Annotated in this window: 6 protein-coding genes; all 6 read left to right on the top strand. The window is 38.3% G+C overall.

What is annotated here, in order from left to right; translation table 11 throughout:
* The coding region (locus GGR42_RS05460; RefSeq protein WP_167961630.1) for a T9SS type B sorting domain-containing protein at window positions 1-688 on the top strand (688 nt) is incomplete at its 5' end.
* A gap of 19 nt (window positions 689-707) precedes the next feature.
* Entirely contained in the window at window positions 708-1,658 is a 951-nt protein-coding gene (locus GGR42_RS05455) for a PorP/SprF family type IX secretion system membrane protein (protein ID WP_167961628.1), read from the top strand.
* An 11-nt stretch (window positions 1,659-1,669) separates the two neighbouring features.
* A complete protein-coding gene (locus tag GGR42_RS05450) occupies window positions 1,670-3,595 on the top strand; it encodes an OmpA family protein (RefSeq protein ID WP_167961626.1) in 1,926 nt (641 codons plus the stop codon).
* A gap of 233 nt (window positions 3,596-3,828) precedes the next feature.
* Window positions 3,829-5,829 carry a C-type lectin domain-containing protein gene (locus tag GGR42_RS05445; RefSeq protein WP_167961624.1) on the top strand — a complete coding sequence of 667 codons (2,001 nt, stop codon included), beginning with the start codon at window positions 3,829-3,831 and terminating at the stop codon, window positions 5,827-5,829.
* 153 nt (window positions 5,830-5,982) lie between these two features.
* Window positions 5,983-8,784, top strand: coding sequence for a PA14 domain-containing protein (locus tag GGR42_RS05440; protein WP_209023925.1), 2,802 nt, complete (start codon window positions 5,983-5,985; stop codon window positions 8,782-8,784).
* Window positions 8,785-9,088: 304 nt separating this feature from the next.
* The coding region (locus GGR42_RS05435; protein WP_167961620.1) for a hypothetical protein at window positions 9,089-9,879 on the top strand (791 nt) is incomplete at its 3' end.

Here is a 9,879-nt window from a genome sequence, read left to right as displayed (position 1 = left end):
CAACCCTGATTATTTGGACGATGACAGTGACAACGACCTTGTGTTCGACAACAACGAGGGGAACGACTTTGATTTTGACGGAGTTCCCGATTGGGCCTATACGGGCACGGATACGGACGGCGATGGCCTGGACGATGGCTATGAGGGCAGTGATGTTGACGATGGCTTTGATGTTAACGATGAGATAGACGACCCAGCGAACGACCTTCCCGATACGGACGGCACGGAGGATGTTAACTATAGGGATCTTGACGATGACGGTGATGGGTTGGACACCCCGGATGAGGATGTTGACAATGACGGAGACCCGACCAATGACGACAGTGACGGCGATGGCACCCCTGACTATCTGGACCCAACCGATGACACTCCACCAGAAGAAACGGAAACTGTATTAGTAAACCAAATGGTTACACCAAATGGAGATGGAAAAAATGACTTCTTATTTATTAAAGGGGTTGAGAACGCAAAGAATAACTCTATGAAAATTTTTAATAGATGGGGAGCTGCTGTATATGAAGGGGTAAACTACAACAATATTAATAATGTTTTCAATGGAAAATCAAAGGTCAGAAGAACTATAAGCGCACAAGAGGTTCTTCCTTCAGGTGTATATTTTTATATCTTTGAGTATCAAACCCCAAAGGGAAGAGTTGTAGATAGTAATTATCTGTACATTAGTGAATAACAATATTTAAAACTGTATAATGGTTAAAAAAACTGCCTTAATTTCATTTTTAATATTGGGCTTAATAGTACAAAGTGTTTCTTCACAACAAGATGCTCAGTATACACAATACATGTATAATACAATTACTGTAAACCCGGCCTATGCCGGATCTCGTGGTCAGTTAAGTATTGCGGGTTTGTATAGGTCACAATGGGTGGGTTTGGAAGGTGCTCCGGAATCATTTACATTAAATCTTCATTCCCCAATTAGAAATAGTAGATTGGGTTATGGGATATCTATTATTAATGATAATATTGGTGATGGAGTAGTACAAGAAACCTATTTTGATGCTGTGCTTTCTTATACCATTGATGTAGCACAACATGCTAAGTTATCTTTTGGACTTAAGGCGGGAGGTAATGTATTGAATTTGGATTTTAATGGCCTACGGAATTTTGATGCGGAAATTGTTGACGGAAATGATATAAATAATAGCTTTAGCCCTAATTTCGGTTTTGGGGCATATTACCATACAGATAGATTTTATGCGGGTTTATCTTCACCTAATTTATTGGAATCAGAATATTTTGACAATTCCCAAAGGGATGCAAATTCTGTTCAATTTTTGTCCAAAGAGCAAATCAATTTTTATTTTATAACAGGATATGTGCTTGATTTGAATGGGAACTTAAAATTTAAGCCAGCTCTTTTGTCTAAGGTAGTTGGCGGAGCTCCCCTTCAGTTGGATTTTTCGGGTACTTTTTTATTTAATGATAAATTTAGTTTTGGAGCGGCCTATAGATGGGATGCGGCTATTAGTGGCTTAGTAGGGTTTCAACTAACAGATCAGTTGATGTTGGGATTAGCATATGACAAGGAAACTACAGAATTAGGTGGAACTCAGTTTAATGATGGCTCATTTGAGTTTTTTATAAGATGGGAATTAGTAAAATCATTCCAGCGATTGGTATCACCCCGTTTCTTTTAATTTGAGAATAAATGACAAAAAAGATATTTATAGTAGTTGTAACCTTAATATTTTCGAGCAGTATTATTGCTCAGGAAAGATTGCTCAATAAAGCCAATGATAAGTATGAGGAATATTCTTTTAGGCCTGCTATAGATATTTATAAAAAGGTCTTGGATAAGGGGTATGCTTCTTCTGACCTTTTGAAGAAGTTGGGAAATTCATATTATTTTAATGCCAACTATAAGGACGCATCTGAAATTTACAAAAAACTGGTTGCTGAGTATAGTGAAAGCTTAGAACCGGAGTATTATTTTAGATATTCACAGTCTTTAAGATCTTTGGAGCAATACGAAGAGTCCGATGCTTTGATGGCAAAATTTGTGGAAATCACTGACAACCCAGAAAATAAGATCGAAAGGGATTATATGGAGGAAATAGAGAAAAACTCTGGTAGATATTCTATTGAACCTTTTGAATATAATTCTATATATTCTGAGTTTGCTCCAGCTTTTTATAAAAAAGGGCTTATTTTTTCTTCGGACAGGGATACAGGTAATTTAGCTAGATATAGACATACATGGAATTCAAAAGATTTTTTGGATTTATATCAAATCAATACCGATGGTGATTCAAAAGGAAGTGTATCCAAACTTAGCAATGATATTAATAGTAGGTTGCACGAGTCCACTTCTATCTCTTCAAAAGATGGTAATATCATATATTTTACTAGAAATAATATAAGCAAAGAAGGTAAATATGTAAAGGATGAAGACGGTTTCATAAGACTTAAGATTTTTCGGGCTATTATGGAGAATGGGGAATGGGCCTATATAGAGGACTTACCCTTCAATAGTGATTCTTATTCTATTGCCCATCCATCGCTTAGTCCAGATGAAAAAACACTTTATTTTGCTTCGGATATGCCGGGAACATTTGGAGAGTCCGATATCTTTAAAGTCACTATCAATAAGGATGGAACCTTTGGAACACCTGAAAACTTAGGAGATAACATTAATACAACGGCCAGGGAAACGTTTCCTTTTGTAACTTCTGATGAGATTTTATATTTTTCGTCAGATGGTCATCTAGGCTTAGGGGGATTAGATGTTTTTGCTACTAAAATTCTTAGAGAGAAGTACCATGAACCTATATTAAATGTAGGTAGGCCTGTTAATAGTAAGGAAGATGATTTCACCTTTATTATTAACGAAGAAAGTAAAGAAGGGTATTTTGCTTCCAATCGAGAAGGGGGCATGGGTGAGGATGATATCTATAAATTTGTGGAGAATACACCCCTTTCATTTGAATGTAACCAACAAGTAACAGGTACTGTAAGGGATAAAATATCTAACAATGTTCTTATTGGTGCTACAGTAATGGTAATTGATGAAAACAATGAAGTTATATCATCTACTTTTACGGATTCCTCTGGGGAATATTTCCTTACCTTGGATTGTAATAAAGGTAATTTTGTACGTGCTTCCATTGAGGGATATGTTCCATCTGAAGAGTATTTAAACCAATCCGATGGTAAAAATAGGATTATTGACTTCTATTTAGAGAGGGAAACGGTAACTGCTGGATTCGGGGATGATTTAGCTAAGCTATTGCAATTAAGCACTATTTATTTTGATTTAAATAAGTTTAATATTCGTTTGGATGCTGAAATAGAAATTCAAAAAGTAATCGCCGCCATGGATAAATATCCTAGCCTAAAAATAAAAGTTAACTCACATACAGATAGTAGAGGTAAAAACTCTTATAATTTATGGTTATCCCAAAAAAGAGCAGAAGCAACTGTGGACTATATGGTTTCTAAAGGTATTTCAGCAGATAGATTAAAAGGGGAAGGTTACGGAGAAACTAAATTAATAAATGAATGTGCTGATGGCGTAAGATGCTCTAGTGATATGCACCAATTAAACCGTAGATCGGAGTTTATTATTTTAGAATAAGTATGCAATATGGGTGTTAAGGGTCAACCTACTTACATGGTTGAAAATACTTACACAATGTAAGATTATTACTACTCAACTAATTGATTTTCAGATGTTTATCCCCTTTTCATAAAAGGATAAACAGCAGGTTACAAGGGATTCACATGCTAATTAAGCAACTACACAACAATTTTTAGAAGCTAGGATTTTACAATTCTATTTTTATACTCGTATAATTATATAGTATTTCTATGAAACCTACTTCTAGGTATAAGTTTTTAGTATTTTTTGTTTTATTGGCTTCTTTAGGATTTAGCCAAGAAACCTATAGGGATGAGTTTGGTACGGCATCTTATGGTAACAATGATGGAACATCCAGTTTTGCGGCAGATTGGAATGAAACAAATGATAATAACAATCCCGGATCTGGAAGAATACAAATCACAGGTGGTGACCTACGCTTTGAGGATATTACAAGAAATAGTCACCAGATTAGTAGAACTGCTTTTTTAACTGGGGCTATTAGTGCAATGTTGACTTTTGAATGGCAAACTTCAGGACTGGATAATGGTGGTGGTCAGTATGAACAATTAAGTGTTCAAGCTTCTTCGGATGGTGTCAGCTTTACTACTATAGGTACATTTAATAATAGTGTTACAACAGGCACTTTTAGCTATGATATTACTGCTTATATTTCAGGGTCTACCACTATTAGGTTTATTAATGATGGTACATGGCAATATGGAGATTGGGAAGGCGGGGAATTTGTATATATTGATGATTTTCAGATAGCCGTAACACTTCCCACAAATGATCCCCCGGTTTTAACGGCAACTGGAAACCAAGCTTTTTGTCCGGGTACTTCTATACCAATTGTAGAAACCATTGGTATAACCGATACAGATGATACCACAACCACCGCAGTGTATATCCAAATATCCTCAGGCTATATAAATGGAGAAGATTTATTGACACTTACAGGTACTCACCCTAATATTTCATCAAGCTGGGATGCTGTTCAAGGGGAACTTTCGCTAACGGGTTCGGCAACTTATACGGAATATGAAACGGCAATAGCGGCTGTGGAATACTCAAGTTCTGGAACACCAACAGGAACAAGACAATTCTCCATTACCGTTGGAGAAGCAAACTTTTTGCCAGATACTGGGCATTATTATGAATATGTACCAGATTTGGGAATAACATGGACAGATGCCAATGCTGCAGCTAGTGCCCGGACCCATTTTGGTTTACAAGGATATCTAGCAACATTGACTTCTCAAGAAGAAGCGGACTTTTCAGGATCTCAGGCACCAGGTGTTGGCTGGATTGGAGGTAGTGATGCAGCAGTTGAGGGTGATTGGAGATGGGTGACGGGACCTGAGGCTGGTACACCTTTTTGGACCGGTACAGCTGGTGGTAGTGTTACCGCGCCGTTTAATTATGCTTTTTGGAATACGAATGAACCCAACCAGGCTGGGAATGAAGACTATGCGCATATAACCCATCCCAATGTAAACCCGAATGGCTCATGGAACGATCTTTCAAATACAGGGGCAGGAAGTGGAGATTATCAACCCCAAGGTTATGTTGTGGAATATGGAGGCATGTCTGGTGATCCTACCCTATTCATTACGGCAACTACCACAATTTCTGTTGACAATGTGGCCCCTACGGCTAGTGATCCAGGTGCGGTTACGGTTTTTTGTACAGGAGATGTACCAACATCAGATATAACTGTTGTTACCGATGAGGCAGATAATTGTACTGTAAACCCAGTAGTTACGTTTATTGGTGATGTGAGTGACGGGGGAACAAATCCAGAAATTATTACTAGGACCTATAGGATTACAGATGATGCCGGTAATACCACGGATGTTACCCAAACCATTACAATAAGCCCGGTTACGATTACGGGACAACCTACTGATCAAAGTATAATTGCGGGTAATAATGGAGTATTTTCGGCAACGGTTGCAAATGCTGATACTTATCAATGGCAAGTAAGTACAAATGGCGGGGGTAGTTTCAGTAATTTATCGGACGGCACGGAGTATTCTAATACCCAAAGTGCATCGTTGACGGTAAATTCCGCTGATATAGATAAGAATGGTTATATTTTTAGAGTTATTGCCTCAAATACGGGAGGTGTTTCATGTACACCTATTACATCCAGTGAGGTTACTTTGACCATTTCGGTAGAAACCGTAATAACCAATAGAAAAATAACGTATAGAGTAAACAAGAACTAACTATAGAAATTTTCTTAATAAAAGTAGGAATAAATTAACAATAAATAGTAATTTTCCTACAACCAAACATCTTTTTTTATACTATTTACCCTTCAAATAAATAGCTACACAACATTTATTTTTGTCAGATTGCCCTATGATTAAGTTTGTGGTATGGAAAACCATATTGCAAGCGTATTCAAAGTTGGGTACAAAGAATTCAAGAATTCTATTTACCATTTATTCTTAACTATACATTTTAAGTCAATAGTAATATGTATTTTGTTTTTTTTCCTTTTTCCTTCCATAAATACTGCTTTTGCAAAAGAATTACCGTATACTAAAGGGCTAACTTTAGAAGAAATACCTCTTCCTCCATGTCCCGGTGAGTTAGATTATGAATTTTATGATGGTGTTCCAGCTGGAAATACTGTGAATAATATTCCCACAACTGGAGCCTTGGGAACAGGGGTCATCACAGATTTTAATGTAGGTGCTTTACAAAATACTGTGGATCCAGGTGATACAGACGCCTATGGAATACGTTATTCAGGGTTTATTGATATTGCAACAGCTGGATCCTATACATTTTATACCAATTCGGACGATGGTTCCAAATTGTATATCAATGGGGTAGAAGTTGTCAACAATGATGGTGACCATGGGTCTCAGGAAAGATTTGGTACGGTCTCATTGACCGCCGATTTTCATTCTATTACTATTTTGTTTTATGAAAATGGTGGTGGAGAAAGCCTATCTGTTCAATATGAAGGGCCCGCTATAGCAAAACAAAACATTCCTTTCTCAATTTTATACTCGGACTGTGGAGGTACCCCGGTAGATACTACCGATACAGATGGTGATGGGGTTTATGATACATCTGATATAGATGATGATAATGACGGAATTTTAGATGTAGATGAATGTGGAGGTGTATCAGGAGCTGAAGTCCAAACAGCAACTAATATTCAATACTTTACTAATGTTGCCAATGCTGAGGGTATTCCGGGTAACACATATGCGCAAAACCCAACAACATGGCCTGGAGGAACATCTTATTTGTTTTTACAGTTTGCTGGAGTTATACCAGATGGAACTACGGTAAGTGTTTTTTTAGGAGCAGATCCGGCAGTTTCTACTTCCGATATGCAAATAAGAAGGGCAGATGCAGTGGGTAATGATACCGGTTATTTGGCAGATGCTGGGGGTACTGTCCCTGGAGCAATAAGAGAAGTAACATTTACTGCTACCGGTTCCTTGCAATATATTAGAATAACAGCTTGGAATCAGGGTGCAAGGGTCTACGGGGCAAGTTATGGAGGAGGATCTACATGCTATAATATGGATACAGATGGTGATGGAGTTTACAATCATTTGGATTTAGACAGTGATGGCGATGGCATTCCAGATAATGTGGAAGCACAGTCGACCAATGGGTATACAGCTCCCACCAATACAGATTCGGATGGTGATGGTTTGGATAATGCCTATGAAACTGCAGGTATAGCCCCACCAGATACAGATAGTGATGGTACACCGGATTTTATGGATATCGATAGTGATAATGATGGGAATTCGGATACTTCAGAAACATGGTTTACCCTGGACAATTTAGATTCAGATGGGGATGGTTTGGATGATGCAACAGATGCTACGACCGGTTATGCCGATCCTGGAGGAGAGATTGATGACCCTCTAACTACCGCAGGTGGTTCCATGGTGCTTCCAGATTGGGACAATGATGCCGCTACGGGTGGGGATGTTGATTATAGGGACAGTATTGATGATTCTGCCTCTAGTATGCCCCCTGAAGTAACCGCTACAGGAAATCAATATTATTGTACTGGGGATTCTACACCAATAGTGGAGACCATTAGTATAACTGATTCAGATGATACTTCAATGGATGCGGTATACATTCAGATATCAACAGGGTATGTAAATGGAGAGGATTTACTAACTCTTACTGGGACACACCCTAATATTACCGGTTCATGGGATGCCGCAGAAGGAAAACTCTCCCTTGACGGTCCAGCATTATTGGCTGAGTTTGAGGCGGCAGTACTTGCTGTTGAATATTCAAGTAGCTCCTTGACCCCTTCTGGAACAAGACAATTTTCAATCACGGCTGGTTTGGCAAATTTTTTACCGGGTACAGGGCACTATTATGAATATATTCCTAGTTTGGGAATAACATGGACCAATGCCAATACTGCTGCAAGCGCTAGAACGTATAATGGTCTTCAGGGATATTTAGCAACACTCACATCACAAGAGGAGGCTGATTTTTCGGGAACACAAGCTCAAGGAACGGGATGGATAGGAGGTAGTGATGCTGCTACAGAAGGAGTTTGGCAGTGGGTGACTGGTCCTGAAGCAGGTACCGTTTTTTGGAACGGGGCGGCTGGAGGAAGCACCCCTAATTTTGCTTTTTGGAATGCTGGTGAACCCAATGACTCGGCTGGAGAAGATTATGCACATATTGCCCACCCCAACGTAAACCCTAACGGATCATGGAACGATTTGTCCAATACGGGAGCTGGTTCAGGTGATTATCAACCCCAAGGCTATGTAGTGGAATATGGAGGGATGTCTGGCGATCCGGTATTGAACATATCTGATTTTACGACAATAACAATAAGTAATAACCCATCGATTTCCACTCAGCCTGAAGATGAAACCAGTTTTGCTGGAAACCCTACTTCCTTTTCAGTGATTTCAGCCGATACAGATACCTATCAATGGCAACAATTTAATGGTTCTATTTGGGTTGATTTAGCTGATACCGGAACTTACAGTGGAACAAATACAGATACTTTATCGCTGAACAATGTATCACTTTCGGACAATGGAAATCAATTTAGGGTCATTGTTTCAGGGTGTACTTCGGTCGCTTCCAATGTGGCCATATTAACTGTAAAAGTTACTCGAGTAATCACTAATAGAAGAATAACCTATCGAGTTAAAAAAAGCTAGTGTTTTTTATATAAACTTCGATGTTCCACATTTAAAATGATTTTCGGTATGCGGTAATATTATTGGGTTAATCGGTAAAATACCTTCTCTTAAATTTAGGATTTCATTAGTTGAAGACCTCACTTTTCTAGAACTATACAATACTAATTATCACTTACACAACATTTATTTTAATCTGGGGTATACAAAGTTAATTTTGTAGGGTGTAGTTGAACCATTTTGAGATTTTAAAATTATTCACCTACAAGAGTTTAAAACAAAAATGATTTTATCAGCTATGATAAAGACAAGTAAAATTAAGGTCATGAACAAGAAAGTTCTATTATTATTTTCCCTATTCTTATCTGGATTTGCTTTTGGGCAAACCACGGTAACATTACAAGATCAATGTAATTGTGAGGTGCTTAGTGGTACAGATGTTTCTGCTTCTGGAGCAATTACCCCATCTGGAGCGGATACTGGTGATATTTATGTAAACACCACTACAGGAACTATTTATTTTTGGGATGGTGATTCTTGGGAATTAACATCCTCTGATAATCAACAAGTACAAGTATTTAATTTTAACTCTACCACCAATGAATTGACCTTGACATTGGAAAATGGAGGAACTCTTGTGGCTGATTTAAGTAGTTTGAGTGATGTTCTGGCAGATACAAACACAACAAATGATAGAATAGAAGTTATTGGTACAGATTTGGTTGTTACCGATTCTGATACCAATACAGTTTCTGTTCCTTTAGCCGATATAGTAGCGGGAGTAGATACCAATACCGTAATTACTTCTTATGCAATAGATGGTACAAATACAAATTTGGTTATAACAGATAGTGAAGGAACTACTTTTTCAATTGCTTTAGCTGATATTGCAGCTTTGATTGACACGGATGACCAGACACTGTCAGAAGTATTGACAGAGGGCGCCAGTGCAGGTAACAGCTCGATTACAAACTTAGCGGACCCTACCAATGCACAGGACGCGGCTACCAAGGCCTATGTGGATGCAGAGCTTGCAGCCTTGAACACGGACGATGCTGATGCGGACCCAACGAACGAACTTTCTGATGTATCCTTGACGGGTACGACCATAGAGTT

The organism is Saonia flava, from assembly GCF_011927795.1.
Lineage (GTDB): Bacteria > Bacteroidota > Bacteroidia > Flavobacteriales > Flavobacteriaceae > Saonia > Saonia flava.
This window is presented reverse-complemented; position numbering and strand designations above follow the sequence as displayed.